25 protein-coding genes and 4 tRNA genes are annotated in these 25414 nt (G+C 56.2%); 14 read left to right on the top strand and 15 right to left on the bottom strand.

From position 1 onward, the window contains the following. Nucleotides 1-222: 222 nt before the first annotated feature. From AC4IBF_RS05885 to AC4IBF_RS05865, 5 genes are all read left to right on the top strand, one after another. Nucleotides 223-298 (top strand) — tRNA-Val (locus tag AC4IBF_RS05885). A 41-nt stretch (nucleotides 299-339) separates the two neighbouring features. Then, nucleotides 340-415, top strand: a tRNA-Val gene (locus tag AC4IBF_RS05880). A 29-nt stretch (nucleotides 416-444) separates the two neighbouring features. Continuing rightward, nucleotides 445-520 (top strand) — tRNA-Val (locus tag AC4IBF_RS05875). A 4-nt stretch (nucleotides 521-524) separates the two neighbouring features. Continuing rightward, nucleotides 525-600: transfer RNA gene (locus AC4IBF_RS05870), tRNA-Lys, on the top strand. A gap of 179 nt (nucleotides 601-779) precedes the next feature. Beyond that, nucleotides 780-1118 carry a FlxA-like family protein gene (locus AC4IBF_RS05865; protein ID WP_111965208.1) on the top strand — a complete coding sequence of 113 codons (339 nt, stop codon included), beginning with the start codon at nucleotides 780-782 and terminating at the stop codon, nucleotides 1116-1118. Here AC4IBF_RS05865 and AC4IBF_RS05860 read toward each other — a convergent pair. Continuing rightward, complete coding sequence (locus AC4IBF_RS05860) at nucleotides 1109-2050, bottom strand: LysR family transcriptional regulator (protein ID WP_111965207.1); 942 nt, start codon at nucleotides 2048-2050, stop codon at nucleotides 1109-1111. The two genes, AC4IBF_RS05865 and AC4IBF_RS05860, sit on opposite strands and share 10 nt — an antisense overlap. A gap of 89 nt (nucleotides 2051-2139) precedes the next feature. Here AC4IBF_RS05860 and AC4IBF_RS05855 point away from each other — a divergent pair, with 89 nt between their 5' ends. Further along, entirely contained in the window at nucleotides 2140-3135 is a 996-nt protein-coding gene (locus AC4IBF_RS05855; RefSeq protein ID WP_111965206.1) for a bile acid:sodium symporter family protein, read from the top strand. A gap of 1 nt (nucleotide 3136) precedes the next feature. Here the strand turns inward: AC4IBF_RS05855 and AC4IBF_RS05850 are convergent, their stop codons facing one another. The 3 genes from AC4IBF_RS05850 to zipA all read right to left on the bottom strand — a co-directional run bounded on the left by AC4IBF_RS05850 (nucleotide 3137) and on the right by zipA (nucleotide 6434). Beyond that, complete coding sequence (locus AC4IBF_RS05850; protein ID WP_003861328.1) at nucleotides 3137-3352, bottom strand: DUF3820 family protein; 216 nt, start codon at nucleotides 3350-3352, stop codon at nucleotides 3137-3139. A 1-nt stretch (nucleotide 3353) separates the two neighbouring features. After that, on the bottom strand, nucleotides 3354-5369 hold the full coding sequence (ligA, locus tag AC4IBF_RS05845) for an NAD-dependent DNA ligase LigA (RefSeq protein ID WP_271368396.1): 2016 nt from the start codon (nucleotides 5367-5369) through the stop codon (nucleotides 3354-3356). 69 nt (nucleotides 5370-5438) lie between these two features. Next, nucleotides 5439-6434, bottom strand: coding sequence for a cell division protein ZipA (zipA, locus tag AC4IBF_RS05840; protein WP_459921193.1), 996 nt, complete (start codon nucleotides 6432-6434; stop codon nucleotides 5439-5441). Nucleotides 6435-6664: 230 nt separating this feature from the next. Here zipA and cysZ point away from each other — a divergent pair, with 230 nt between their 5' ends. From cysZ to crr, 5 genes are all read left to right on the top strand, one after another. After that, nucleotides 6665-7426, top strand: coding sequence for a sulfate transporter CysZ (gene cysZ, locus AC4IBF_RS05835; RefSeq protein WP_111965203.1), 762 nt, complete (start codon nucleotides 6665-6667; stop codon nucleotides 7424-7426). Between the two features lie 163 nt (nucleotides 7427-7589). Continuing rightward, complete coding sequence (gene cysK, locus AC4IBF_RS05830) at nucleotides 7590-8561, top strand: cysteine synthase A (RefSeq protein WP_014884739.1); 972 nt, start codon at nucleotides 7590-7592, stop codon at nucleotides 8559-8561. A 317-nt stretch (nucleotides 8562-8878) separates the two neighbouring features. Beyond that, the gene (ptsH, locus tag AC4IBF_RS05825; RefSeq protein ID WP_045909449.1) at nucleotides 8879-9136 is read left to right on the top strand and encodes a phosphocarrier protein Hpr; all 258 of its coding nucleotides are present in this window, start codon (nucleotides 8879-8881) and stop codon (nucleotides 9134-9136) included. Nucleotides 9137-9180: 44 nt separating this feature from the next. Beyond that, complete coding sequence (ptsI, locus tag AC4IBF_RS05820) at nucleotides 9181-10908, top strand: phosphoenolpyruvate-protein phosphotransferase PtsI (protein ID WP_023332954.1); 1728 nt, start codon at nucleotides 9181-9183, stop codon at nucleotides 10906-10908. Nucleotides 10909-10948: 40 nt separating this feature from the next. Beyond that, nucleotides 10949-11458, top strand: a complete 510-nt coding sequence (gene crr / locus AC4IBF_RS05815; RefSeq protein WP_003861316.1) for a PTS glucose transporter subunit IIA — start codon at nucleotides 10949-10951, stop codon at nucleotides 11456-11458. A 44-nt stretch (nucleotides 11459-11502) separates the two neighbouring features. Here the strand turns inward: crr and pdxK are convergent, their stop codons facing one another. The 10 genes from pdxK to AC4IBF_RS05765 form a co-directional block, all read right to left on the bottom strand. Further along, nucleotides 11503-12339: a pyridoxine/pyridoxal/pyridoxamine kinase gene (pdxK, locus tag AC4IBF_RS05810; protein WP_133294881.1), complete on the bottom strand. Its 837-nt coding sequence runs from the start codon at nucleotides 12337-12339 to the stop codon at nucleotides 11503-11505. A 5-nt stretch (nucleotides 12340-12344) separates the two neighbouring features. Then, on the bottom strand, nucleotides 12345-13256 hold the full coding sequence (cysM, locus tag AC4IBF_RS05805) for a cysteine synthase CysM (protein ID WP_115875955.1): 912 nt from the start codon (nucleotides 13254-13256) through the stop codon (nucleotides 12345-12347). A 118-nt stretch (nucleotides 13257-13374) separates the two neighbouring features. Further along, nucleotides 13375-14469 carry a sulfate/thiosulfate ABC transporter ATP-binding protein CysA gene (gene cysA / locus AC4IBF_RS05800; RefSeq protein ID WP_008501607.1) on the bottom strand — a complete coding sequence of 365 codons (1095 nt, stop codon included), beginning with the start codon at nucleotides 14467-14469 and terminating at the stop codon, nucleotides 13375-13377. Next, nucleotides 14459-15334 (bottom strand): sulfate/thiosulfate ABC transporter permease CysW, encoded by an 876-nt coding sequence (gene cysW, locus AC4IBF_RS05795; RefSeq protein WP_045325891.1) that lies wholly within the window; start codon nucleotides 15332-15334, stop codon nucleotides 14459-14461. The genes cysA and cysW overlap by 11 nt, the downstream gene beginning before the upstream one ends. Next, nucleotides 15334-16167 (bottom strand): sulfate/thiosulfate ABC transporter permease CysT, encoded by an 834-nt coding sequence (gene cysT / locus AC4IBF_RS05790; RefSeq protein WP_115875956.1) that lies wholly within the window; start codon nucleotides 16165-16167, stop codon nucleotides 15334-15336. The genes cysW and cysT overlap by 1 nt, the downstream gene beginning before the upstream one ends. Then, nucleotides 16167-17180 carry a sulfate ABC transporter substrate-binding protein gene (locus AC4IBF_RS05785; RefSeq protein WP_133294882.1) on the bottom strand — a complete coding sequence of 338 codons (1014 nt, stop codon included), beginning with the start codon at nucleotides 17178-17180 and terminating at the stop codon, nucleotides 16167-16169. The genes cysT and AC4IBF_RS05785 overlap by 1 nt, the downstream gene beginning before the upstream one ends. 172 nt (nucleotides 17181-17352) lie before the next feature. After that, the gene (locus AC4IBF_RS05780) at nucleotides 17353-18252 is read right to left on the bottom strand and encodes a Dyp-type peroxidase (protein ID WP_048226164.1); all 900 of its coding nucleotides are present in this window, start codon (nucleotides 18250-18252) and stop codon (nucleotides 17353-17355) included. A gap of 92 nt (nucleotides 18253-18344) precedes the next feature. Beyond that, on the bottom strand, nucleotides 18345-18920 hold the full coding sequence (locus AC4IBF_RS05775; RefSeq protein ID WP_111965198.1) for an RpoE-regulated lipoprotein: 576 nt from the start codon (nucleotides 18918-18920) through the stop codon (nucleotides 18345-18347). Between the two features lie 63 nt (nucleotides 18921-18983). Next, on the bottom strand, nucleotides 18984-19433 hold the full coding sequence (locus AC4IBF_RS05770) for a DUF2919 domain-containing protein (RefSeq protein WP_115875958.1): 450 nt from the start codon (nucleotides 19431-19433) through the stop codon (nucleotides 18984-18986). Continuing rightward, on the bottom strand, nucleotides 19420-19845 hold the full coding sequence (locus AC4IBF_RS05765) for a GNAT family acetyltransferase (protein WP_014884750.1): 426 nt from the start codon (nucleotides 19843-19845) through the stop codon (nucleotides 19420-19422). The genes AC4IBF_RS05770 and AC4IBF_RS05765 overlap by 14 nt, the downstream gene beginning before the upstream one ends. A 212-nt stretch (nucleotides 19846-20057) precedes the next feature. Here AC4IBF_RS05765 and amiA point away from each other — a divergent pair, with 212 nt between their 5' ends. Next, nucleotides 20058-20933 (top strand): N-acetylmuramoyl-L-alanine amidase AmiA, encoded by an 876-nt coding sequence (gene amiA, locus AC4IBF_RS05760; RefSeq protein WP_023308739.1) that lies wholly within the window; start codon nucleotides 20058-20060, stop codon nucleotides 20931-20933. After that, nucleotides 20933-21832, top strand: a complete 900-nt coding sequence (hemF, locus tag AC4IBF_RS05755) for an oxygen-dependent coproporphyrinogen oxidase (protein WP_133294884.1) — start codon at nucleotides 20933-20935, stop codon at nucleotides 21830-21832. The genes amiA and hemF overlap by 1 nt, the downstream gene beginning before the upstream one ends. A 56-nt stretch (nucleotides 21833-21888) precedes the next feature. On the opposite strand, the gene maeB is transcribed toward hemF, so the two are convergent. Continuing rightward, the gene (gene maeB, locus AC4IBF_RS05750) at nucleotides 21889-24168 is read right to left on the bottom strand and encodes an NADP-dependent oxaloacetate-decarboxylating malate dehydrogenase (protein WP_115875960.1); all 2280 of its coding nucleotides are present in this window, start codon (nucleotides 24166-24168) and stop codon (nucleotides 21889-21891) included. Between the two features lie 289 nt (nucleotides 24169-24457). Here maeB and tal point away from each other — a divergent pair, with 289 nt between their 5' ends. Continuing rightward, nucleotides 24458-25408, top strand: coding sequence for a transaldolase (gene tal / locus AC4IBF_RS05745; protein WP_115875961.1), 951 nt, complete (start codon nucleotides 24458-24460; stop codon nucleotides 25406-25408). Nucleotides 25409-25414: the final 6 nt, after the last annotated feature.

The following is a 25414-nucleotide window of genomic DNA, read 5'->3' as shown; positions in this document are numbered from 1 at the left end:
CAAATCCTGGGGAAAAAACGATGGGCAATATTCTATCACTGTGCGGCGATTCCTCAATGTTGATCCCTTTATCGTGACCGAGTTTGCGATTTTTGTTTAGAAATCATGCGCCACAGCCCGTTTCGCGATCGTTTTGCTTAATTTTACGACGAACGAATAAAAACTTTAGAAAATGCGTTGACTCATTTTCAACTCTCCCTATAATGCGACTCCACACAGCGGGGGTGATTAGCTCAGTTGGTAGAGCATCTCCTTTACACGGAGGGGGTCGGCGGTTCGAGCCCGTCATCACCCACCATCTACTTCGGTAGACCCGCAGTGTAGATAAGAATTGAGATTGGGCGATTAGCTCAGTTGGTAGAGCATCTCCTTTACACGGAGGGGGTCGGCGGTTCGAGCCCGTCATCGCCCACCATTCTCACCTTATCGCAGCAGTTCCGAAATGGGCGATTAGCTCAGTTGGTAGAGCATCTCCTTTACACGGAGGGGGTCGGCGGTTCGAGCCCGTCATCGCCCACCATTTCGGGTCGTTAGCTCAGTTGGTAGAGCAGTTGACTTTTAATCAATTGGTCGCAGGTTCGAATCCTGCACGACCCACCAATGTAAAAAGGCGCCCTAAAGGCGCCTTTTTGCTATCCGCAGTTTGTCTACTTCCCTGCCTTCAACGTCGCAATCAATACTGATTGTGTATCGATGCAACTCCCTGCCAGATATGGCAGTTTTGCTCAAGCTAATCCCATTGGTGCCGATACTTCTGTTTTATAACGCGAGGAAAAAGTATGACGACCATTCAGGCTTCAACCCAACAGATTCAAACCAGCGGCGCGAGTGGAACTTCGAGCAGTAACGATATCTCTGCGCAAATCACCCGCATTCTCGACAAGATCAAAAAACTGACCCAGCAGTTAAAAGAGCTGTCGAACAGCCCCATCAGCACCGACGAGAAGAAAAAGCAGCAGGAACTTATTCAGACCCAGCTCAAAGTGCTGCAGGCTCAGCTCGCGGCGCTGCAGCGCCAGCAGGCCGAAGAGGCCCAGAAGAAGCAGGAACAAAAACTGGGCAAAGTGGAAGGCGTGAATAGCCCGTCAGACAATAATCAGATTGATATCTACATCTGATCTTCTGATGCGTTAAACAGTGGGTCGCGTATGCGGGCTTCGGTTAATCGTTGTGCCTGGATACGCACCACTTCCCAGATAGCCTGCGCCGCCCCCGAGAGTGAACGATTTTTTCGCCGCACCAGCATCAGCTTTCGCTCGACAACGGGCGTTAATCGCCTGACGGCCAGTCTGCTTCCCTGCGGCAGGGGGAGCGCCAGGGCGGGCAATACGCTGATGCCAATGCCGGCTTCCACCATGGGAAACAGCGTCGCCGGGTGACCAATCTCCTGCACGATTGTTGCCTTTACGCCCTGATTCATCAGCGCGGAATCAATCAACGGACGGCTGCCCGAGGCATAATCCTGTAATACCAGATTCGCGCCCTGCAGGGACTGCCAGCTGACCTCCGGCAACGAGGCCAGCGGATCGTCGTCACGGCAGAGCAGCAAAAAAGGCTCAGAAAGTACGCTTTCGCACGCCAGATCGCTTGCCTGACCGGGATCGATAACAATACCAAAATCGACATCCCCCTGGCGGATGCTCTCCAGCACCCACTGTTGCGGCCTGTCATGCAGCACAAAATCAATGTCCGGGTAGCGATGGCTTCCCTCGGCAATACACTGAGGTATAAGGTGTGCGGATATCGTCTGGCTGGCCGCGACCCGCACGGTACCCGAAAGCTGCTGGCCCAGCCTTCCCACGTCTCTGAGCGTGCTGTTGAGCTCATCCAGCAACCGTTCAAGGCGCAGAGCCAGCTGCTGCCCGGCTTCGGTCAGCACCACTTCTCGCGTGGTGCGGTCAAGCAACCGGACGCCAGTCTGATTTTCCAGCTCTTTCACGCTGTGGCTAACCGCCGACTGGCTCAGGCCAATCATCTCTCCTGCCCGGCTAAAGCTACGAGCCTGCGCCACGGTGACAAAAACACGAAGCTGACGGAGTGAATAATTCATCTGTTTAATTCATGAATGGATGCAATAAATCAATTTTATTTCTCAAATGGAAAAAAGCACAATAGCGTCATCTGTTTTCAGGAGTCATTATGAAACTATTTCGTATTGTTGATCCGTTTACGCTCACCCTGGTAGTTACCGTTTTACTGGCCTCTTTCTTCCCCGCTCGCGGCGGTTTCGTTCCGTTTTTTGAAGGGCTGACGACGGCCGCCATCGCGCTACTGTTCTTTATGCACGGCGCAAAGCTCTCCCGCGAAGCCATTATCGCGGGCGGTAGCCACTGGCGACTACACCTGTGGGTGATGTGCAGCACGTTCATTCTGTTTCCGATCCTCGGGGTGCTGTTTGCCTGGTGGGCGCCGGTTAACGTCGACCCGGCGCTTTACACCGGTTTCCTGTATCTCTGTATTCTTCCGGCCACGGTGCAGTCCGCGATTGCCTTTACCTCTCTCGCGGGAGGGAACGTGGCGGCCGCGGTCTGCTCGGCATCGGCATCCAGCCTGTTAGGGATTTTCGTTTCGCCGCTGCTGGTAGGCCTGCTGATGAACATGCACGGTGCGGAAGGTAACCTTGAGCAGGTCGGCAAAATCTGTCTGCAGCTGCTGCTGCCGTTTGTGCTGGGGCATCTTTCCCGACCGTGGACCGGCGCGTTTGTGGCGAAGCATAAAAAATGGATTTCAAAAACCGACCAGACCTCGATTCTGCTGGTGGTTTACTCCGCCTTCAGCGAAGCGGTCGTAAACGGGATCTGGCACAAGGTGGGGGCAGGCTCGCTGCTGTTTATCGTGGTGGTCAGCATCGTCCTGCTGGCGATTGTTATTGCCGTTAACGTCTTTGTGGCACGCAAATGCGGCTTCAACAAAGCGGATGAAATTACGATCGTATTCTGCGGTTCGAAAAAGAGCCTGGCGAACGGCATCCCGATGGCCAACATTCTGTTCCCGACCTCGGTGATTGGGATGATGGTGCTGCCGCTGATGATTTTCCACCAGATCCAACTGATGGTCTGCGCGGTGCTGGCGCGTCGCTACAAGCGCCAGACCGAAAAGCTGGCACAGGAAGAGACCCGCGCCGCGAAGGCTTAAGTTAAGGACGTTTCAGGGGCTGCACCAGCTGAGTCAGCCCCTCGGTTTTGATCAGTAACGTGATAGCCATCAGCTCGCCCAGTCGCCCTGCCGGGAATTCATCCTTACGGGCAAACCACAGCAGATACTCCTCCGGCAAATCAATCAGCCTGCGGCCCTTGTATTTACCGAACGGCATCTCGGTATTGGCGATCTCAACGAGCTGCTCTTTCTCCACGTTACTCTCCTAACAGACGCATCATTTCCACTTCGTCGATAACCTCAATGCCGAGCTCCTGGGCTTTCGCCAGCTTAGAACCCGCCGCTTCTCCGGCGATCACCAGGTCGGTTTTCTTCGACACGCTGCCCGCCACTTTTGCCCCCAGCGCCACCAGACGCGCTTTTGCATCGTCGCGTGAAAGCTGGCTCAGGCTGCCGGTCAGCACCACCGTTTTACCGGCGAACGGGCTGTCGATCTCTTCAGCGTTAACCACCACCGGCGCGGGCCATTTAATGCCCTCTTCCAGCAGTTCGCCGATGACGTTACGGTTGCTCTCTTCGGCGAAGAAGTTAAAGACGTGCGTGGCGACGACAATACCTACGTCCGGGACTTTCTGCAGCTCCTCGATGCTCGCCTTTTCCAGCGCCTCCAGCGTACCAAAGTATGCTGCCAGACCTGCTGCGGTTGCTTCACCCACTTCACGAATGCCCAGCGCGTAGAGGAAACGGGCGAAAGTCGTCTCTTTTGCGGCTTCCAGCGCGTTAACCACATTCTGGGCAGACTTTGGTCCCATGCGGTCCAGACCGGTCAGTTTACCAGCGGTCAACCTGAAGAGGTCCGCTGGCGTGTGGACGTACTCTTTCTCAACCAGCTGATCGATAATCTTGTCGCCCATGCCGTCAACGTCCATTGCGCGACGGGAGACGAAGTGCTTCAGTGACTCTTTACGCTGCGCGCCACAGATTAAGCCCCCCGTACAGCGGGCCACCGCTTCACCTTCCACACGCTCAACGTCCGAACCACACACCGGGCAATGGGTTGGGAAGACAACCTCGCGCGTATCATCAGGACGTTCTGACTCCACAACGTTAACCACCTGCGGGATCACGTCCCCTGCGCGGCGAATCACCACTTTGTCACCAATGCGCAGGCCCAGGCGTTCGATTTCATCGGCGTTGTGCAGCGTGGCGTTACTCACCAGCACGCCCGCCACCTGCACCGGCTCCAGACGGGCGACCGGTGTAATAGCCCCCGTTCGACCGACCTGGAACTCCACGTCGCGAACGAAGGTCATCTGCTCCTGGGCAGGGAACTTAAACGCCACCGCCCAGCGCGGCGCGCGCGCCACAAAGCCCAGCTGCTCCTGCAGCGCCAGTGAATTCACCTTGATGACGACGCCATCAATATCAAAACCGAGCGTCGGACGGTCCTCTTCCACCTTGTGGTAGAACGCCAGTACCGCTTCCGGCGAGTCGCAGAGCTGGACGCGATTGCTTACCGGCAGGCCCCACGCTTTAAACTGCAGCAGGCGTCCGAGGTGCGTATCCGGCAGCTCGCCGCCCTCCAGAATACCCACACCGTAGCAGAAGAAAGTAAGCGGTCGCTTCGCGGTAATACGTGGGTCAAGCTGGCGCAGCGAGCCCGCCGCCGCATTACGCGGGTTAGCAAACACTTTCCCGCCGGTGCGACGAGCCTCTTCGTTAATTTTCTCGAAGCCCGCCTGCGGCAGGAACACTTCGCCGCGCACTTCCAGACGAGCAGGAATGTTGTCACCCTGCAGCCTCAGAGGGATCGCGCGGATGGTACGCACGTTGGTGGTGATGTCTTCGCCCGTCGTGCCGTCGCCACGCGTCGCGGCACGCACCAGCACGCCGTTTTCATAGAGAAGACTGACCGCCAGGCCATCCAGCTTGAGCTCGCAGCACCAGGTGAGAGAGTCGCTGCTTTTCAGGCGATCCTGCACGCGCTTGTTAAACGCGAGGAAGCTCTCTTCATCGAAGACGTTATCCAGCGACAGCATCGGCACTTCATGACGCACCTGGCTGAAAGCGCCCAGAGGCTCAGCGCCGACACGCTGGGTGGGGGAATCCGGCGTGATGAGTTCAGGATGCTGCGCCTCTAGTTCGCGCAGCTCGCGCATAAGGCGGTCATACTCCGCATCCGGCACTTCCGGCGCGTCCATAACATGATAGAGGTATTCATGATGGCGAAGCGTGGTTCGCAGTTCAGTGAGTTGTTGTTCGATTGAGTCCATATCGCACCATCAATGAGAAAAAACCCCCGACATGCGGGGGTTGAGGAGGAGTTGAAGTCAACGCGGCGATTACGCGTTAGCTTCCTTAACTTCGCGGATGCGGTCCTGATACTCGCGCAATTTCTGCGGGGTCATCATTCGACGCTGATCGTCGAGCACCACGCCACCGACTTCGTCAGCGATGTGCTGAGCGGACTGCAGCATCAGCTTAAAGTTTTGCAGTTCATCACCGTATGACGGCACCTGCATAAAAATAGTGACGCCCGGGGTCACGAAATCACCGGTCATTTCCGGATCGAAGGTGCCAGGGTTAACCATGTTGGCCAGGCTGAACAGCGCCGGACCGCTACCGTCAGGGCTCAGGTGGCGATGGAAAATATTCATATCGCCAAACTTGAAGCCTGCCTGTTGAATACTGTTAAGCAGCACATCGCCATTGAGATGGCTACCGTGATGCGCGGCCACGTTCATGATGATCACCGCTTCTTTACGCTGCGGTTTTTCAACAACCGGCTCTGGCTCTGCAACGGGCTCAGGCTCAACGTGCGGGGCCGGAGCAGGCTGAGGCGCAGGCTGTACGTGAACAGGCTGCTGCGGTTGTTGTACCGGCTGAGCAGGTTGTTGCTGCACGGGCTGCTGAACCGGTTGCTGTACCGGTTGATGTTGAACCGGCTGTGGCGCAGCAGGCTGCTGATAAACAGGCTGTTGCGGCGGCTGGCGCACCGGCTCTTCCACAGGTTGCGGCGCTGGCTGGCGCGGCTGTGCAGAAGCATACGGCGGTTGATACTGGTGCTGCGAAGGACGAGGCGCTTCATGCTCCCCATGGCCTGCGCCGGGCGCAGTATTGACCCGATGAACACGAACTTCACCCACGCCGTCGTCATCGCTGCCGTCGATGTCATCTTCACTGTCATCGTCGTCACGACTGGACTTCATGCGCTTCAGTGGGCGATCGCGAAACATCGATGAACGCTCTTTACGGCTGGTCCAGAAACCATGTACCAGTAAAGCGATTATGGCGATCGCGCCAACAATGATTAATATCAGACGCAAATCCTGCATCATTATATTCTCTGTTGTTCTAACACCTTGCCACCACGGCAAACATTTACTCACTAAGAGTATTTGCCGTTTACGTCAAGTGCAAGTGTGTGCAGAGCATTCACAGCATAAAGATGAAGGAAATCGTGCTTTTTGCTGGTTTTTCGAACATTTCCGAACTGGTCATTGCTCAGTAAGTGGATAATATAGGCGGGCAATTCCACTGGTTGTGTAAAAAGGAGTACAGCCTGGCTATGGTTTCAACATCTTCTTCCCCCCCGCGCAGCGGCGTCTGGTATTTTTCTCAGGGCTGGAAACTGGTCTCCCTGCCGGGGATTCGACGCTTCGTCATTCTGCCGCTGTTGATCAACATTATTCTTATGGGCGGCGCGTTCTGGTGGCTGTTTACAAAGCTGGAGAGCTGGATCCCGTCGCTGATGAGTTACGTGCCGGACTGGCTGCAGTGGCTTAACTACCTGCTCTGGCCGGTGGCGGTGATCTCCGTGCTGCTGGTGTTTGGCTACTTCTTCTCGACAATTGCAAACTGGATAGCCGCACCGTTTAACGGTCTGCTGGCGGAACAGCTGGAAGCGCGGCTTACCGGTGCGACGCCGCCGGACACAGGGATATGGGGGATCATGAAAGACCTCCCTCGCATTATGAAGCGCGAATGGCAGAAGTTTGCCTGGTACCTGCCCCGCGCGCTCGTGCTGCTTATCCTCTATTTTGTGCCAGGCATTGGCCAGACCGTGGCACCAGTGCTGTGGTTCCTGTTCAGCGCCTGGATGCTGGCCATTCAGTACTGCGACTATCCTTTCGATAACCACAAGGTACCGTTTAAAGAGATGCGCACCGCCCTGCGCAGCCAGAAGGTCGCCAATATGCAGTTTGGCGCACTGACCAGCCTGTTCACCATGATTCCCTTCCTGAATCTGTTCATCATGCCCGTCGCCGTTTGCGGCGCGACGGCGATGTGGGTCGACTGCTACCGTGCTAAGCACGCGTTATGGAAATAATGCAAAAATGTGTAAAGCAGGGGTGGCTTATGCCGCCCCTTATTCCATACTGATCCCCATTATTTCCTTGCAGTATATAGATATGCGAATTCCTTACTTCCCCCTACCTGCTCAACAGGTATGCTGGGTCGGTATCCCAATTTCATACAGTTAAGGACAGGCCATGAGTAAGATTTATGAAGACAACTCGCTGACTATCGGTCATACGCCCCTGGTTCGACTGAACCGTATCGGTAATGGACGCATCCTGGCGAAGGTCGAATCACGTAACCCGAGCTTCAGCGTTAAATGCCGTATCGGTGCAAACATGATTTGGGATGCTGAAAAACGTGGCGTACTGAAGCCTGGCGTTGAGCTGGTGGAACCGACCAGCGGCAACACCGGTATTGCTCTGGCCTATGTTGCTGCTGCGCGCGGCTACAAGCTGACGCTGACTATGCCAGAAACGATGAGCATCGAGCGTCGTAAGCTGCTTAAAGCGCTTGGCGCGAACCTGGTGCTGACCGAAGGCGCGAAGGGCATGAAGGGCGCCATTCAGAAAGCCGAAGAGATTGTGGCCAGCGATCCGGCGAAATATCTGCTGCTGCAGCAGTTCAGCAACCCCGCAAACCCGGAAATTCACGAGAAGACCACCGGTCCGGAAATCTGGGAAGATACCGACGGCCAGGTTGACGTCTTTATCTCCGGTGTGGGTACCGGCGGTACGCTGACCGGCGTGTCACGCTATATTAAAGGCACAAAGGGTAAAAAAGACCTGATCACCGTTGCCGTTGAGCCGACTGACTCACCGGTTATCACCCAGGCCCTGGCCGGTGAAGAGCTCAAACCAGGCCCGCATAAAATCCAGGGTATTGGCGCAGGCTTCATTCCGGGCAACCTGGATTTGAAGCTGATCGATAAAGTGGTCACCATCACTAACGAAGAAGCCATCTCTACCGCGCGTCGCCTGATGGATGAAGAAGGCATTCTGGCGGGTATCTCTTCCGGTGCGGCCGTTGCGGCAGCGCTCAAGCTGCAGGAAGACGAAGCCTTTACCAATAAGAATATTGTGGTTATCCTTCCGTCCTCGGGTGAGCGTTACTTGAGCACCGCACTGTTTGCCGATCTGTTTACCGAAAAAGAGCTGCAACAGTAGTGCCAGCATGTTAATAACGCGTAAAAAAGCACCTTTTCAGGTGCTTTTTTGTGGCCTGCTTCAAACTTTTACCCCTCCTGGCATTGCTTCACCCCGTTGGGTCTGGTATTTAAACCAGCAATTATTTTGATGCGTGAAATTAATCGGTGAATGAAATAGCCTTGCTGAATCGATTTTATGATTTGGTTCAAGTCTTGCTTTCGCTGCATAATGTTTAATGACGATCGAAACGTCAGCGCTAACAATACAGGCTAAAGTTCAGTCGCCAGGCTAGACTTTAGTTCCACAACACTAAACCTATAAGTTGGGGAAATACAATGTTCCAGCAAGAAGTTACCATTACCGCTCCGAACGGTCTGCACACCCGCCCTGCTGCTCAGTTTGTTAAAGAAGCAAAAGGCTTTTCTTCTGAAATCACTGTGACTTCCAACGGCAAAAGCGCGAGCGCAAAAAGCCTGTTCAAACTGCAGACTCTGGGCCTGACTCAGGGCACCGTTGTCACCATCTCTGCGGAAGGTGAAGACGAGCAGAAAGCAGTTGAGCATCTGGTAAAACTGATGGCTGAGCTCGAGTAAGTTTCCGGGTTCTTTTAAATATCAGTCACAAGTAAGGTAGGGTTATGATTTCAGGCATTTTAGCATCCCCGGGTATCGCTTTCGGCAAAGCATTGCTGCTGAAAGAAGACGAGATCGTCATCGACCGGAAAAAAATTTCTGCCGACAAGGTTGATCAGGAAGTTGAACGTTTTCTGAGCGGTCGTGCCAAGGCATCTGCGCAACTGGAAGCAATCAAAACTAAAGCTGGCGAAACTTTCGGTGAAGAAAAAGAAGCCATCTTCGAAGGGCACATCATGCTGCTCGAAGATGAGGAGCTGGAGCAGGAAATCATAGCCCTGATTAAAGATAAAGGCATGACGGCCGACGCGGCTGCGCATGAAGTTATCGAAGGTCAGGCAACTGCCCTGGAAGAACTGGATGATGAATACCTGAAAGAGCGTGCGGCTGACGTACGTGACATCGGTAAGCGCCTGCTGCGCAACATCCTGGGTCTGGCCATTATCGACCTGAGCGCAATTCAGGATGAAGTGATCCTGGTTGCCGCGGACCTCACCCCGTCTGAAACCGCACAGCTGAACCTGAAAAAGGTCCTCGGTTTCATCACCGACGCGGGTGGCCGTACCTCCCACACCTCTATCATGGCGCGCTCTCTGGAACTGCCTGCCATCGTGGGTACCGGTAGCGTCACCTCTCAGGTGAAAAATGGCGACTATCTGATTCTGGATGCCGTAAACAATCTGGTTTACGTCAACCCAACTAATGAAGAGATCGATAAACTGCGCGCGGTTCAGGAGCAGGTTGCGACTGAAAAAGCGGAACTCGCTAAGCTGAAAGACCTGCCAGCTATCACCCTTGACGGCCATCAGGTAGAAGTATGCGCAAACATCGGTACCGTTCGCGACGTTGATGGCGCTGAGCGCAACGGTGCGGAAGGCGTAGGTCTCTATCGTACAGAATTCCTGTTCATGGACCGCGACGCGCTGCCAACGGAAGAAGAGCAGTTTGCTGCCTATAAAGCCGTGGCTGAAGCGTGTGGCTCTCAGGCGGTTATCGTCCGTACTATGGACATTGGTGGCGACAAAGAGCTGCCGTACATGAACTTCCCGAAAGAAGAGAACCCGTTCCTGGGCTGGCGTGCGATTCGTATCGCGATGGATCGTAAAGAGATCCTGCGTGACCAGGTTCGCGCGATCCTGCGTGCCTCTGCTTTCGGTAAACTGCGCATCATGTTCCCGATGATCATCTCTGTTGAAGAAGTGCGTGCACTGAAGAAAGAGATCGAAATTTACAAGCAGGAACTGCGCGACGAAGGTAAAGCGTTTGACGAGTCAATCGAGATCGGCGTAATGGTGGAAACACCTGCGGCGGCGACTATTGCGCGTCATTTAGCCAAAGAAGTTGATTTCTTTAGTATCGGCACCAATGATTTAACGCAGTACACCCTGGCAGTTGACCGTGGTAATGATATGATTTCACATCTCTACCAGCCAATGTCACCGTCCGTACTGAACTTGATCAAGCAAGTTATTGATGCTTCTCATGCAGAAGGTAAATGGACTGGCATGTGTGGTGAGCTTGCAGGCGACGAACGTGCTACACTTCTGTTGCTGGGTATGGGTCTGGACGAATTCTCTATGAGCGCCATTTCCATCCCGCGCATTAAGAAGATTATCCGTAACACGAACTTCGAAGATGCGAAGGTGTTAGCAGAGCAGGCTCTTGCTCAACCGACAACGGACGAGTTAATGACGCTGGTTAACAAGTTCATTGAAGAAAAAACAATCTGCTAATCCACGAGATGCGGCCCAAATTACTGCTTAGGAGAAGATCATGGGTTTGTTCGATAAACTGAAATCTCTGGTTTCTGATGATAAGAAAGACTCCGGAACTATTGAGATTGTTGCTCCGCTCTCCGGCGAGATCGTCAACATCGAAGACGTGCCGGATGTAGTGTTTGCTGAGAAAATCGTTGGTGATGGCATTGCTATCAAACCAACTGGCAACAAAATGGTTGCTCCAGTTGACGGCACCATCGGTAAAATTTTTGAAACCAACCATGCGTTCTCTATCGAATCTGATAGCGGTATCGAACTGTTCGTTCACTTCGGTATCGACACCGTTGAACTGAAAGGCGAAGGCTTCAAACGTATCGCGGAAGAAGGCCAGCGTGTTAAAGTTGGCGACCCAGTAATTGAATTCGATCTGCCACTGCTGGAAGAAAAAGCCAAGTCTACCCTGACGCCGGTTGTTATCTCCAACATGGACGAAATCAAAGAACTGATCAAACTGTCTGGCAGCGTCACCGTGGGTGAAACCCCGGTTATCCGCATCAAGAAGTAATTCTTGCCGCACAGAAAAATGGCGCCTTCGGGCGCCATTTTTGTTTATGCCGGGAGGATAAGCTCGTCGTAGCCTTTCGACTGGGTATAAAGCATCACGTCAGTCACCCGATCGCCGGCCATGCGAATGGCATCTGCAACGGTTTTCCCCTCTACAATTCCGCTCACCAGCTCTGAACAGAACAGGTCGCCCGTCCCTTTCAGATCGGTTTCTACGCGCGGGTGCGCGCTGACGGTCACGCCCTCATTCGTCACCAGTACCACGTGGATGTTTTGCGGGTCGTCTGCGACCGGCGCGCTGGTGATCGCCACCCATTTCAGGCTGTCTGAAAGCAGTCCCTGTGCCGCCGCGATGGCGCTTTCCGGCGTGCGGCACGGTTTGCCGCTTAACACTTCCAGCTCGTAGACGTTTGGCGTAATCCCCTGCGCCAGCGGCAGCAGGTGCTCCCGATACGCCTGCGGGATATCCGGCTTCACGTACATCCCGCTGTCGATATCTCCGATAACCGGGTCGACCAGCACCAGCAGATCAGGATGCTGAGCTTTGACCGCCTTCAGCCACTGCGCCAGCAGGACGATCTGGCTGGCATTTCCCATATAGCCGGTGGTAACCGCCTTAAGCTCGCGCAGGATCTCGCGCTCTTCCAGCGCCTTCAGGTAGCCGCTGAACCACTCATCGGGGATCACGCCACCATAGAAGGTGTCATAGTGTGGCGTGTTGCTGAACAGTACCGTTGGCACGGCGGTGACGTTCAGCCTGTGGGTTCGAATATTAGGAACCGCAATGCTGTTACCCACGCTGCCGTACACCACCTGCGACTGTACCGCGACAATATCAGTTTGCTGCGCCCGGGTATTATCCCGGAATAGAATCATCTCCATGACGCTTAAATCCCCGCCCCCTGCGAATAACTCTCTTCACCAAAGACGCCGGTAGACAGATAGCGATCGCCTCGATCGCAAATAATCGCCACCACCACAGCACCCGGGTTTGCCTGCGCTACCCGAATCGCGCCCGCTACCGCGCCGCCCGAGCTGACGCCGCAGAAGATACCTTCGCGTACGGCCAGCTCACGCATGGTATTTTCCGCCTCGCGCTGGTGAAGATCCAGCACCTGGTCCACAAGCTGCGCATTAAAGATGCCGGGCATATACTCCGCCGGCCAGCGGCGAATGCCCGGAATGCTGCTCCCCTCTTCCGGCTGCAGGCCCACAATGGTGACGGCTTTGTCCTGCTCGCGCAGAAAACGCGATACGCCGGTAATGGTGCCGGTGGTGCCCATGCTGGAGACAAAATGGGTAATTCGCCCGTCGGTTTGCTGCCAGATTTCCGGGCCGGTGGTGGTGTAGTGCGCGTACGGGTTGTCCGGGTTATTAAACTGATCGAGCAGTTTACCTTCGCCGCGCTCGGCCATTTCTAACGCCAGGTCGCGCGCGCCTTCCATCCCCTGCTCTTTGGTCACCAGAATCAGCTCGGCCCCGTAGGCACGCATCGCGGCGCGGCGCTCCTGGCTCATGTTGTCAGGCATCAGCAGCTTCATGCGGTAGCCTTTCAGCGCCGCAATCATCGCCAGGGCGATACCGGTGTTACCGCTGGTGGCTTCAATCAGTACGTCGCCCGGCTTAATCTCGCCGCGCTTTTCAGCCTGGACAATCATCGACAGCGCGGCACGATCTTTTACCGACCCCGCCGGGTTATTGCCTTCGAGTTTGACCCAGATTTCGCTGCCGTTAGCCGGCCCCATGCGCTGAAGTTTGACCAGAGGGGTGTTGCCGATGGTGTGTTCGAGTGTATTCACGTTTTTTACTCAATAAAAAAGCCGGGTGGCGTTTCGCTTACCCGGCCTACAAGACGCAGTGATAACTGTAGGCCCGGTAAGCGCAGCGCCACCGGGCGATAAACATCCTAATAACCTATCAGGCTGACTCCGCCAGAGCAATATCCTCGCGCGTCTCGATGCGCTCCTTCCCGTGATAAATCCGGGCATGCTGCAGCCCGACAAACAGGCGCTCCCCCCGGTGCGGCGGGACGTCGTCGCGCATGACCACGGTCAGCGGCTCGGTATACCAGCCCAGCGGCTGTACCACCAGTTGGGTGTAGTGACCTTTAGGGCTCGCTTCCAGCACCTGCACCGGCAGCGGTGAATCCAGACTGGTTCGGCGGCTCACGTCCACTTCCCACGGACGCAGGAACAGATCGACCGGGCCCTGGTGCGCGGAGGTATAGCCCAGCGGCCAGCGGTGCGCGCCCACGTGGAACTGACCGCCGCGAATAGTGCCCTGCAGACGGTTCACCTCGCCCATAAACTCCAGCACGAAGCGGGTCGCCGGTTCACGCCAGAGCTGCTCCGGTTCGTCAACCTGCTCAATGTTGCCCTGGCTCATGACCACCACGCGATCCGCAACTTCCATCGCCTCTTCCTGATCGTGGGTCACGAAGACGCTGGTGAATTTCAGCTCTTCATGGAGCTGACGCAGCCAGCGGCGCAGCTCTTTACGCACCTGCGCATCCAGCGCGCCGAAAGGCTCATCCAGCAGCAGAATTTGCGGTTCAACGGCCAGCGCGCGAGCCAGCGCCACGCGCTGTTTCTGCCCGCCGGACAGCTGGGCCGGGAAACGATCCGCCAGGTGAGCCAGCTGCACCATCTCCAGCAGTTTGGTCACCTTCGCCTTAATGGTTGCCGCATCCGGGCGCTCGCGACGCGGCAGCACGGTAAGCCCAAACGCGATGTTGTCAAACACGGTCATGTGGCGGAACAGCGCGTAATGCTGGAACACAAAACCCACTTTACGATCGCGGGCGTGCAGGCGGCTCACGTCGGTGCCGTGGAAGCGGATGTGCCCGCTGGTCTGGTGCTCAAGCCCGGCGATAATACGCAGCAGCGTGGTTTTGCCCGAGCCGGACGGCCCCAGCAGCGCCACCATTTGTCCGGAAGGGATATCCAGCGAGATATCATTCAGCACCTGGGTGCGACCAAAAGACTTCTTAATATTGGCAATCTCAATGCTCATGATTTCCCTCCTGATGCTGACGTTTTTCCTGATTTTCTAAACGCCACTGCACCACACTCTTCAAAAACAGGGTCAAAATGGCCATCAGCGTCAATAACGCTGCGGCAGTAAACGAGCCGATGGTGTTGTAGTCCTGCTGCAGCAGTTCAATCTGCAGCGGCAGCGACAGGGTTTCACCCCGGATAGAGCCGGAAACAACGGAAACGGCACCGAACTCGCCAATCGCGCGGGCGTTGGTCAGCACCACGCCATAAAGCAACGCCCAGCGGATATTCGGCAGCGTCACGCGGCGGAACATTTGCCAGCCCGAAGCCCCCAGCAGCACCGCCGCTTCGTCTTCGTTGCTCCCCTGGCTTAACATCACCGGCACCAGCTCGCGCACCACAAACGGGCAGGTCACGAAGATGGTGACCAGCACCATGCCCGGCCAGGCGAACATGATCTGCAGGTTATGCGCATCCAGCCAGCCGCCCAGTGGGCCGTTGGAGCCGTAAAAGAGCAGGTACACCAGGCCCGCCACCACCGGCGACACGGCAAACGGAATATCCAGCAGGGTCAGCAGCAGCTGACGTCCGGGGAAGTTAAAGCGCGTCACCAGCCACGCCAGCAGGGTCCCGAACACCAGGTTCACCGGGACGGTGATCAGGGCAATCAGCACGGTGAGCCAGATGGCATGGAGCATATCCGGGTTCGCCAGGTTTTCCAGCGCGGGCATCAGACCCTTGCTGAACGCCTGAACGAAAATATAAATCGTCGGCACGACGAGAATGAGGGCGGAAACCAGCACGCCCGCCCCAATCAGAAACCATTTACCCCAGTTGATGCGGGGCGCATCGTATCGCTTCAATTGCGTAACTTCCGCCATCAGTGACCTACCACACGTCGACCAAAGCGACTTTGCAGAGTGTTAATCGAGTACAGCAGCAGCAGCGAGGCGGCGAGGATCACCGAAGCAATCGCGCTCGCCGCCGGATAATCAAACTCCTGCAGGCGGATGAAAATCATCAGCGAGGTCACTTCCGTTTTCCAGGCGATGTTCCCGGCGATAAAAATCACCGCGCCGAACTCACCGAGGCTGCGGGTAAACGACAGCGCGACACCTGCCATCAGCGCTGGAGAGAGCTCCGGCAGCACCACCTTGCGGAAGCTCTGCCAGCGCGTGGCGCCCAGCGTTTCCGCCGCTTCTTCGTATTCCGGACCCAACTCTTCCAGCACCGGCTGCACGGTACGTACCACAAACGGGATGCTGGTGAAGGCCATCGCCACCGCGATACCGAGCCAGGTGTAGGTTACTTTGATATCAAATCTCGCCAGCCACTCGCCGTACAGCCCGTTTACAGAGAAGAGCGACGCGAGGGTTAAGCCTGCCACCGCCGTCGGCAGCGCAAACGGCAGATCCATCAGGGCGTCAAGCAGCGTGCGACCCGGGAAGCGATAGCGGGTCAGGATCCACGCCATCAGCAGGCCAAACACGCCGTTAAAAATGGAGGCGACAAACGCCGACAGCAGCGTCACCTTATAGGCCGCCACCACCTGCGGGTTGGTGACCACGTCCCAGTACTGCGCCCAGCTCATCTGAGCAAGCTGCATCACCAGCGCGCTGAGCGGCAACAGCAGGATCAGGCAGACGAACAGCAGGCTGGTCCCGAGGCTTAAGGTAAAGCCCGGCAGGACGCGTTTTGTCGAGACAGCAAACATTACTTATGCCCCGCCGCCAGCAGTTTGTCTAACTCACCGCCGCTGGCAAAATGCGTTTTCATCACATCAGGCCAGGAGCCAAAATGGTCTTCCACGCGGAACAGCGCGGTCTGCGGGAATTTATCTTTCAGCTTGTTCATCACGTCCGGGTTGTTCACGCGGTAGTAGTAATCGGTAATGATGGTCTGCGCCTGAGGGCTGTAGAGGTAGTTGAGATAGGCTTTTGCCGCTTTCTCGGTACCGTTCGCCTGCACGTTTTTATCCACCCATGCGACCGGGAACTCGGCCAGAATGTTGGTTTTCGGGATAACCACCTCAAAGCCCTGCGCTTCATACTGCTTGCGGATGTTATTCACTTCCGATTCAAAGCTGATCAGAACATCGCCGAGACCTCGCTCCGCGAAGGTCGTTGTCGCCCCGCGGCCGCCGGTATCAAATACTTCGACGTTTTTCAGGAACTGGGTCATGAACTGCTCGGTTTTGGCTTTATCGTTACCGTCAGCCTTGTCCGCCGCGCCCCACGCGGCTAAATAGGTATAACGCGCGTTACCGGAGGTTTTTGGGTTCGGGAAAATCAGCTTCACGTCGGAACGCACCAGGTCGCTCCAGTCGTGGATATTCTTAGGGTTGCCCTTACGCACCAGGAAGCCCATGGTGGAGTAGAACGGCGAGCTGTTGTTCGGCAGTCGGCTCTGCCAGTCCGCCGGGATGAGCTTGCCTTTGTCGTGCAGGATCTGCACGTCAGTCACCTGGTTGTAGGTCACGACGTCCGCTTTCAGTCCCTGAAGAATGGCCAGCGCCTGCTTGGACGAGCCGGCGTGGGACTGCTTGATGGTGAGCTTATCGCTGTTATTGTCTTTCGCCCACTGCTGTTCGAACGGGGGATTAAGGGCGGCAAACAGCTCGCGGGAGACGTCATACGAACTGTTCAACAGTTCAGTCGCCTGCGCCTGTGCCACCAGCAGTAAACCTGCCAGCGCCAGAGTTCCTTTTTTCAGTACAGTAACGGCCATTGCGCACCCTTATAAATGTGATGACTATCTTATAGTCATAATATTTATAACGGGGATGAAAGGAGTAACGGTTTTATATACCGTTTGGTGATTTAGAAGCAGAAAAGGGAATAAGGGTGAGGCCTGGTGCCCTCACCCCGGCCCTCTCCCGCAGGGAGAGGGAGAAATGCCATTACAGCGCTAGCAAACGCTCAACGGACGGCGCAAAGTAGTAGCCGCCGGTCACCGGTTTGGTGAAGCGCAGCATTGCGTCGCGCTTGCCGTCGGTATCGCCGAACATGCTCAGCAGCTGCTGCTCGATGTTATACAGGCGCGCGCAGTAGGCGCAGAAGTAAAGGCCGTGCGTTCCGCTTGCCGTACCGTACGGCAGGCTCTGGCGGACAATCTTCAGCCCTTTGCCGTCTTCTTTGAGGTCAACGCGGGTCAGGTGCGAGGTAACGGGACGGTCGTCGCCGTCGATCTCTTCGTTAGCCTCTTTCGTACGGCCAATCATCATCTCCTGGTCGTGCACGCTCATGCGGTTAAGCTGCTTGAGGTTGTGCTCCCAGCGCTGCACGAACACGTAGCTGCCGCCCGCGTCCACGCCATCTTTGATTACCGCGACTTCACGACGCGTCTCTTCCCCTGCCGGGTTTTCGGTTCCGTCGACAAAGCCGCTCAGATCGCGCTCTTCGACCCAGCGGAAACCGTGAACTTCTTCCTGCACCTCGATGCTGTCGCCAAAGGCCGCCACCGCCGCCTGCGCAACCGAGAAGTTCACGTCGTGACGTAAAGAAAGGATGTGGATCAGCACGTCGTACTGGGTCGCCGGAGCCAGGCCTTTGCCGTAAGGGATGAAGTCTTTCAGCTCTTCCGCCCCTTCCCCGCCGCTCAGCTGACGCCAGACGTTATTGCCAAAGGCGACAACGGCGCCGAGGTGTGCTTCCGGGAATTTGGCCTGGAAGGTCGCCAGTTTATCAATAAACGCTTTGCTGGCCGCACGCAGGGCATCCACGTCCCCTTTAACATTGGCTTCAATCCAAATCGCCGCGCGGCAATGTTCTGGCAAAATGCCACTCTGAACCTGAGACATCGCTCCTCCTGAAATAAAGATGCCACGTCAGCGTGGCATTGATGGCGGGTATTATACCCGGATTTCAGCGAGGCGGTTTGCTCAGGCGCAAATTACTGCTTCCAGAGTATTTTGCTCACTTTCCAGCTCTTAAGCGTGTCGTCAGACGGCATCAGTCCTTCCGGGCCGCTCCAGGTGCCGGTGAATACATAGCTGATGTGCTGGCTGCCTTCAGCCTTACATTCCACCGCAACCTTGTCGTCAGACGGCACGCTGGCGCAGTTGCCAAAGGCCTGCTTATAAAGATCGCTAAACGGGGTCCCCACCTTCACACCGCTCGCCGTCGGAATATCTTCATCCATCACCGCAATTCGGTTGACCGTGCCTTTATCACCGTTAATCACCAGCGCCAGCTTGTCGCCCTTCAGCGCCTCGTAGTAGCGAACAATATTGCCATTCTCCGTTTTCATGCCGCTGCGCAGGCGGTAATCACTGCTGAGCGCATCCTGGATAGCATTCTGATCCAGCGCCGTCGCGGCGGTAATTTTCCCCACGCCCTGCTCGGTTACTTCCGTTGATGAGCCAAACCAGTTCCACGGATACGCAGCGGACCAGTTAATGGAGGAGAGCGTCGAACAGCCGGTCAATGCCAGCGGGAGAGCGCATAAGAGTAAACGCAGCGATTTCATTGAAACGTCCTTACTTGTTAAATCAACGCTTGTTGGAGTGCGACATCGGCAAAAAGTGCCGGATTAATCATCCTGAGGCGCAAAACAGGCGCGAAGACGCGGGTTGGTCATCAGCCACAGCAGCGCCACAATATCAGCAACCACCAGCGCAACGCCGGAGCCCGTCAGCGGTTCACCGTACCACCAGAGAACCGGCTGCCATAAGAGCAGCGCAGTCTGGGCAAGGATTAGCAGCCAGCGAAGCGTGCGCCAAAAACGAGGGATCAGGTGCCGTCGTCCGCTACACAAAAAAGCCACCACCGCCGGTACGCCCGGCAGTAAGCCGAGCCAGAAAGCATCGTGATCGGGATAAAAAAGATTCAGCAGCGTATCGCCCTGCCCGCGCGACGCGGCGGCCATCACAAACAGCACCCAGGTACGGGCCTGGAGCAGCAGAACGCACCAGAATAAAAAGGGCAGCCTGACGCGGCCCTGCGCGTCATAGTCTGCCGGATGAATCTCAGTACTCTTCATCTTCGATCAGACGCTTTCCCAGATTCAGCACGTCAGAATGCTCGTAGCCCAGACGCTCATACATGCCCAGCACCACATCGTTATCTTCCCGCACCATAATCTGGATTTTCGGGCAGCCGCGAGCGATCAGCTTCTTCTCGAGCCGGTTAAGCAGCGCATTGGCAATGCCGCGACCACGGTATTCCGGATGGACGCCCAGATAATAGGCCGAGCCGCGGTGGCCGTCGTAACCGCCCATTACCGTCCCCACAACCTCACCGTTGACTTCCGCGACCAGAAACAGACTGACGTCGTGATTCACCTTACGTTCGATATCCATTTCCGGATCGTTCCACGGACGCAGCAGATCGCAGCGCTCCCAAAGGGTAATCACCTCTTCGAAATCTTCCTGGCGAAAAACGCGTATCTCCATGGTATTAACCGCCTTTTCGGGTTTAAAAACTGTGATTATGGCGCGAAGCTCGCCTTTAGCCAATAACCGGGGAAAATCTCGCCAAAATTTGGCATAATGTCACTTTGTCACGTATTGAAATGAAAAGTAAAACAATTCTCAACATGGACTGTCGTAACGGGAAACACGATACGATATAACACCAGGACCCCATTTTTTAGTATTCAGGCCGCATGAGCACATTCAAACCATTAAAAGCACTCACATCGCGTCGTCAGGTTCTCAAAGCGGGGCTGGCGGCCTTAACGTTAACGGGTATCGCAAAGCAGGCTCAGGCGAAAGACGAGAGCACGCTTAAAACCAGTAACGGACACAGCAAACCGAAAACCAAAAAGCCGGGCGCGAAGCGTCTGGTGATGCTCGACCCTGGGCACGGCGGCATTGATACCGGCGCCATCGGCAAAAACGGGTCGAAAGAAAAACACGTCGTGCTGGCGATTGCAAAAAATGTGCGGGCGATTTTACGCAGTAACGGCATTGACGCCCGTCTGACGCGCTCTGGCGATACCTTTATTCCGCTGTATGACCGCGTAGAGATCGCCCACCAGCACGGTGCGGATCTGTTTATGTCGATTCACGCGGACGGCTTTACCAACCCTTCTGCGGCAGGTGCCTCGGTATTTGCGCTTTCCAACCGCGGCGCCAGTAGCGCCATGGCGAAATACCTCTCCGACCGCGAAAACCGGGCGGATGAAGTCGCCGGGAAAAAAGCCACCGACAAAGACCACCTGCTACAGCAGGTGCTGTTCGACCTCGTGCAGACGGATACGATCAAAAACAGCCTGACGCTTGGCTCGCACATCCTGAAGAAGATTAAGCCGGTGCATCGCCTGCACAGCAAAGGCACCGAGCAGGCGGCGTTCGTGGTCCTGAAATCACCGTCCATCCCGTCCGTGCTGGTGGAAACCTCCTTCATCACGAACCCGGAAGAGGAGCGACTCCTTGGCACCACGGCATTTCGTCAGAAGATCGCCAACGCTATCGCCTCCGGCATTATCAGTTATTTCAACTGGTTCGATAACCAAAAAGCGCACTCCAGGAAACGTTGATGAAACCCGATGCACAACTGGTCAAAACTTTCCTGCTGCAGCTGCAGGATGAGATTTGCCAGAAACTGGCCGCCGCAGACGGCGGAGAATTTCAGGAAGATACCTGGCAGCGCGAGGCCGGCGGCGGCGGGCGCAGTCGCGTGCTGCGTAACGGCGGCATCTTCGAACAGGCTGGCGTGAATTTTTCCCACGTTCACGGCGACGCCATGCCCGCGTCTGCGACGGCACATCGTCCTGAGCTGGCGGGCCGCAGCTTCGAAGCGATGGGCGTCTCGCTGGTGGTGCACCCGCACAACCCGTTCGTGCCAACCAGCCACGCCAACGTGCGCTTTTTCATTGCGGAAAAGCAGGGGGCCGATCCGGTCTGGTGGTTTGGCGGCGGTTTCGACATGACGCCCTACTACGGCTTCGAAGAGGATGCCGTACACTGGCACACCACCGCGCGGGATCTTTGCCTGCCGTTTGGCGAAGACATTTACCCGAAATATAAAAAGTGGTGCGACGACTACTTTTACCTGAAGCATCGCGACGAGCAGCGCGGCATCGGCGGACTGTTCTTTGACGATCTCAACACGCCTGATTTTGATACCGCGTTCAGCTTTATGCGCGCGGTGGGTGAAGGCTATACCGACGCCTATCTGCCCATCGTCGAACGCCGTAAAAACACCGACTACGGCGTGCGCGAACGCGAGTTCCAGCTCTACCGCCGCGGGCGCTACGTGGAGTTCAACCTGGTGTGGGATCGCGGGACGCTGTTCGGCCTGCAGACCGGCGGGCGCACGGAGTCAATTCTGATGTCGATGCCGCCGCTGGTGCGCTGGGAGTACTGCTACGAGCCAAAAGAAGGCAGCCCGGAGGCTGCCTTAAAAGAGTTTATTCAGGTTCGGGACTGGGTGTAACCCTCCCCTCACCCCGGCCCTCTCCCAAAGGGAGAGGGTTAGGGTGAGGGTAAAAATTACAGCGGCTGCGTCTGCGCCTCAACCACCGCCAGCGCCACCATGTTCACGATACGACGCACGGAGGCAATCGGCGTTAACACGTGCACCGGCTTCGCCACGCCCATCAGCACCGGTCCTACGGTCACCCCTTCAGAGCTGGAGACGCGCAGCAGGTTATAGCTGATACGCGCCGCTTCCACGTTCGGCATAATCAGGATGTTTGCCGATCCTTTCAGCGGGCTGTCCGGCATACGTTCGTTACGGATGCTCTCCACCAGCGCGGCATCGCCATGCATTTCCCCGTCAATCATCAGCTCCGGCGCACGCTCGCGCACCAGCGCCAGCGTCTCACGCATTTTGCACGCCGCCGCTGATTTGGACGAACCGAAGTTAGAGTGCGACAGCAGTGCCACCTTCGGCTCGATACCGAAGCGGCGCACGGTCTCGGCGGCCATCACGGTGATCTCCGCCAGCTCGTCCGGGCTCGGATCGTCGTTAACATAGGTGTCAGCGATAAAGGTGTTCCCGCTCGGCAACAGCAGGGCGTTCATCGCCCCGGCGGTATGGACGCCGTCGCGATAGCCGAAGATCTCCTGCACCACGCTAAAGTGCTCGTGATAATCCCCGATGGTACCGCAGATCAGCGCATCCGCCTCGCCGCGATGGACCATGATCGCGCCGATCACCGTCGTGTTGCTGATGACGGCTTTCTGCGCCTGCTCCTGGGTGATCCCCCGACGCTTCATGATCGCGTAGTATTCGCTCCAGTACTCTTTGAAGCGCGGATCGGATTCGTTGTTGACGATCTCGAAGTCGACGCCCGGCTTAATCTGCAGGCCCAGCTTCTGGATACGCATTTCAATCACGCTCGGACGACCAATCAGGATCGGTTTCGCCAGGCCTAATGTGATCAGCTCCTGGGTGGCGTGCAGCACGCGCGCCTCTTCCCCTTCCGCTAGCACCACGCGCTTCGCGTCGGCGCGCGCCTGAGAGAAGATCGGCTTCATGAACAGGTTGGTTTTATAGACAAACTCGGTGAGTTTATCGACGTACGCGTCGAAGTCGTGAATCGGACGCGTCGCCACGCCGGAATCCATTGCCGCTTTGGCAACGGCTGGCGCAATTTTAACAATCAGACGCGGGTCGAACGGTTTTGGAATGATGTAGTCAGGGCCAAAGCTAAGATCCTGATCGCCATAGGCTGAGGCAACCACTTCGCTCTGCTCGGCGTGGGCCAGCTCCGCGATGGCGTGAACGGCTGCAAGCTTCATCTCTTCGTTGATCGCCGTCGCGCCGACGTCCAGCGCGCCGCGGAAGATGAACGGGAAGCAGAGCACGTTGTTGACCTGGTTCGGGTAGTCCGAACGGCCGGTACAGATGATGGCGTCTTCACGCACCGCTTTCGCCAGCGGCGGCAGAATTTCCGGTTCCGGGTTGGCCAGGGCCAGGATCATTGGCGCACGCGCCATCTTCTTCACCATCTCCTGGGTCAGCACCTTCGGACCCGAGCAGCCGAGGAAGATATCCGCGCCGTCAATGACGTCCTCAAGCGTGCGCTTGCCGTCGTCTTCTACCGCATACGCCGCTTTGGTTTCCGCCATGTTCGGCTCGCGGTCTTTATAAATAACGCCCTTGGAGTCACAGACCACAATGTTGTGTTTCTGCATACCCAGCGCCACCAGCAGGTTCATACAGGCGATGGCCGCGGCGCCGGCGCCGGAGACCACCATGCGCACGTCGGAGAGGTTTTTCTCAACCACGCGCAGGCCGTTCAGAATCGCAGCGGTGCTGATAATGGCCGTACCGTGCTGGTCATCATGGAACACGGGAATATTCATACGCTCGCGCAGCTTCTGCTCGATATAGAAACATTCCGGCGCTTTGATGTCTTCCAGGTTGATCCCGCCGAAGGTAGGCTCCAGCGCGGCCACTACGTTGATGAACTTGTCAGGATCGAGTTCATCCACCTCGATATCGAACACGTCGATACCGGCGAATTTCTTGAACAGCACCCCCTTGCCTTCCATCACCGGCTTACCGGCCAGCGCGCCGATGTTGCCCAGCCCCAGCACCGCCGTGCCGTTAGAGATCACGGCGACAAGGTTGCCGCGCGCGGTGTATTTGTAGGCCGCCAGCGGGTCTTTTTCGATTTCCAGACACGGGGCAGCTACGCCCGGGGAATAGGCCAGTGCCAGATCGCGCTGAGTTGCCAGCGGCTTGGTTGGGGAGACCTGGATTTTGCCCGGGACAGGGAACTCGTGAAAATCGAGGGCACTCTGTTTCAACTGCTCATCCATCTTATTTTTCCTTTCACGTATCGGTCAAAAGGGTGACGTAAGCGATCCTGATGCACACCCTGGTGTGCCGCCTAGTATCGCCTCAGGCCGCCTCCTAAACTTTGAAGGCAGCCAAACTCTCACCATCACACATTAAAAATTGTTATCAATTTATAACAGCCATGTTACCCGTCTCAAAAGCAATGCCTCCCCCGTCTGCTATGCTTTTTTGTTAAGTCCATCATGATTTTTCCAGAAGTGTGAACTAACGCACTCATCTAACTCTTTTATTTCCAAGGAGTAATCATTTATGAACCAGCTAGACGGCATCAAACAATTCACCACGGTGGTGGCAGACAGCGGCGATATCGAGTCGATTCGCCACTATCAGCCGGAGGATGCGACCACCAACCCTTCGCTACTGCTCAAGGCTGCCGGGCTTACCCATTTTAGTCATCTGATTGATGACGCCATTGCCTACGGTAAAAAGCGCGGGAAGACGCAGGAGCAGCAGGTCGCCGAAGCCAGCGACAAGCTGGCGGTTAATTTTGGTGCGGAAATTCTTAAAAGCATCCCGGGCCGCGTCTCGACCGAAGTCGACGCCCGCCTCTCTTTCGATAAAGAAAAGAGCATTAACAAGGCGCGTCGCCTCGTGGAACTGTACGAGGAACAGGGGATAGATAAATCACGCATTCTGATCAAGCTCGCCTCCACCTGGGAAGGCATCCGCGCGGCAGAGGTACTGGAAAAAGAGGGCATCCACTGCAACCTGACGCTGCTGTTCTCCTTTGCCCAGGCGCGCGCCTGTGCCGAAGCGGGCGTGTTCCTGGTGTCACCGTTTGTCGGGCGCATCTACGACTGGTACCAGGCGAAACAGCCGATGGATCCGTACGTGGTGGATGAGGATCCGGGCGTGAAATCGGTACGTAATATCTACGACTACTACAAGCAGCACCGCTACGAAACCATCGTGATGGGTGCCAGCTTCCGCCGTACCGAGCAGATCCTCGCCCTGGCAGGCTGCGACCGCCTGACAATTTCACCCAACCTGCTCCAGGAGCTACAGGACAAAGAAGAAACGGTGATCCGCAAGCTGGTGCCGACCTCCACCGTTCTGCCAAAACCGAAAGCCATGACCGAAGCGGAGTTCCGCTGGGAGCACAACCAGGACGCCATGGCCGTGGAAAAACTGGCGGACGGTATCCGCCAGTTCGCCGTCGACCAGCGCAAACTAGAAGATCTTCTCGCCGCCAAACTTTAACCTTGC

It is taken from the genome of Enterobacter sp. Taxon_8 (assembly GCF_058354585.1).
Note: the sequence above shows the minus strand (reverse complement) of the source record. Positions and strands in the feature narration are given on the sequence as shown.

Bases quoted from the DNA above. Each gene is read 5' to 3' on its own strand.
- ptsI (WP_023332954.1), top strand. From the start codon at position 9,181: ATGATTTCAGGCATTTTAGCATCCCCGGGTATCGCTTTCGGCAAAGCA.
- zipA (WP_459921193.1), bottom strand. From the start codon at position 6,434: ATGATGCAGGATTTGCGTCTGATATTAATCATTGTTGGCGCGATCGCC.
- AC4IBF_RS05780 (WP_048226164.1), bottom strand. From the start codon at position 18,252: ATGTCTCAGGTTCAGAGTGGCATTTTGCCAGAACATTGCCGCGCGGCG.
- maeB (WP_115875960.1), bottom strand. From the start codon at position 24,168: ATGGATGAGCAGTTGAAACAGAGTGCCCTCGATTTTCACGAGTTCCCT.
- tal (WP_115875961.1), top strand. From the start codon at position 24,458: ATGAACCAGCTAGACGGCATCAAACAATTCACCACGGTGGTGGCAGAC.
- pdxK (WP_133294881.1), bottom strand. From the start codon at position 12,339: ATGGAGATGATTCTATTCCGGGATAATACCCGGGCGCAGCAAACTGAT.
- AC4IBF_RS05770 (WP_115875958.1), bottom strand. From the start codon at position 19,433: ATGAAGAGTACTGAGATTCATCCGGCAGACTATGACGCGCAGGGCCGC.
- cysT (WP_115875956.1), bottom strand. From the start codon at position 16,167: ATGTTTGCTGTCTCGACAAAACGCGTCCTGCCGGGCTTTACCTTAAGC.
- AC4IBF_RS05855 (WP_111965206.1), top strand. From the start codon at position 2,140: ATGAAACTATTTCGTATTGTTGATCCGTTTACGCTCACCCTGGTAGTT.
- ligA (WP_271368396.1), bottom strand. From the start codon at position 5,369: ATGGACTCAATCGAACAACAACTCACTGAACTGCGAACCACGCTTCGC.
- cysA (WP_008501607.1), bottom strand. From the start codon at position 14,469: ATGAGCATTGAGATTGCCAATATTAAGAAGTCTTTTGGTCGCACCCAG.
- AC4IBF_RS05775 (WP_111965198.1), bottom strand. From the start codon at position 18,920: ATGAAATCGCTGCGTTTACTCTTATGCGCTCTCCCGCTGGCATTGACC.
- AC4IBF_RS05785 (WP_133294882.1), bottom strand. From the start codon at position 17,180: ATGGCCGTTACTGTACTGAAAAAAGGAACTCTGGCGCTGGCAGGTTTA.
- cysW (WP_045325891.1), bottom strand. From the start codon at position 15,334: ATGGCGGAAGTTACGCAATTGAAGCGATACGATGCGCCCCGCATCAAC.
- cysK (WP_014884739.1), top strand. From the start codon at position 7,590: ATGAGTAAGATTTATGAAGACAACTCGCTGACTATCGGTCATACGCCC.
- amiA (WP_023308739.1), top strand. From the start codon at position 20,058: ATGAGCACATTCAAACCATTAAAAGCACTCACATCGCGTCGTCAGGTT.
- hemF (WP_133294884.1), top strand. From the start codon at position 20,933: ATGAAACCCGATGCACAACTGGTCAAAACTTTCCTGCTGCAGCTGCAG.
- AC4IBF_RS05865 (WP_111965208.1), top strand. From the start codon at position 780: ATGACGACCATTCAGGCTTCAACCCAACAGATTCAAACCAGCGGCGCG.
- AC4IBF_RS05765 (WP_014884750.1), bottom strand. From the start codon at position 19,845: ATGGAGATACGCGTTTTTCGCCAGGAAGATTTCGAAGAGGTGATTACC.
- ptsH (WP_045909449.1), top strand. From the start codon at position 8,879: ATGTTCCAGCAAGAAGTTACCATTACCGCTCCGAACGGTCTGCACACC.
- crr (WP_003861316.1), top strand. From the start codon at position 10,949: ATGGGTTTGTTCGATAAACTGAAATCTCTGGTTTCTGATGATAAGAAA.
- AC4IBF_RS05860 (WP_111965207.1), bottom strand. From the start codon at position 2,050: ATGAATTATTCACTCCGTCAGCTTCGTGTTTTTGTCACCGTGGCGCAG.
- cysZ (WP_111965203.1), top strand. From the start codon at position 6,665: ATGGTTTCAACATCTTCTTCCCCCCCGCGCAGCGGCGTCTGGTATTTT.